Raw genomic sequence first — 393 nt, forward strand, 5'->3', positions numbered from 1 at the left:
CATCATAAGACACAAAACATAATCTGGTAATGTCTTTGCATTTCGCATCAACATCATAATTTGAAAGATCTTTGTAATAATTTGCCACTTGATTGTAAACTGCTGTATGTTGTTCTGCATTTGAATTGACTTTAATGAATACTTTTAAACCTGCTCCACTCGGACTAATAAATGATGCAAAAGTGTATCTACAGTCATTTAGAAGCGTTACAAGATTGTTTATTTCAGTTAGTGGGATATCATCAAAATCTAAGCATACTATTTGTGAATAGGTTACTATATTAGCTTTTGTTCTGCTTTCACCAAATGTTCCAGAAGTTGTAAATCCTAATAAATTACTTTTTATTTCATCGGCTGTTTTTTCATCGCCTTTATGATAAGCATATCTTATAG

General features: G+C 30.8%; 1 protein-coding gene. It reads right to left on the reverse strand.

Going from position 1 to position 393, the window contains the following annotated elements; translation table 11 throughout:
• On the reverse strand, positions 1-393 hold a 393-nt coding region (locus IU405_RS00390), incomplete at both ends, for a BT4734/BF3469 family protein (protein WP_317193326.1).

The sequence above is a fragment of the Polaribacter sp. BAL334 genome, assembly GCF_015767435.1.
GTDB lineage: Bacteria > Bacteroidota > Bacteroidia > Flavobacteriales > Flavobacteriaceae > Polaribacter.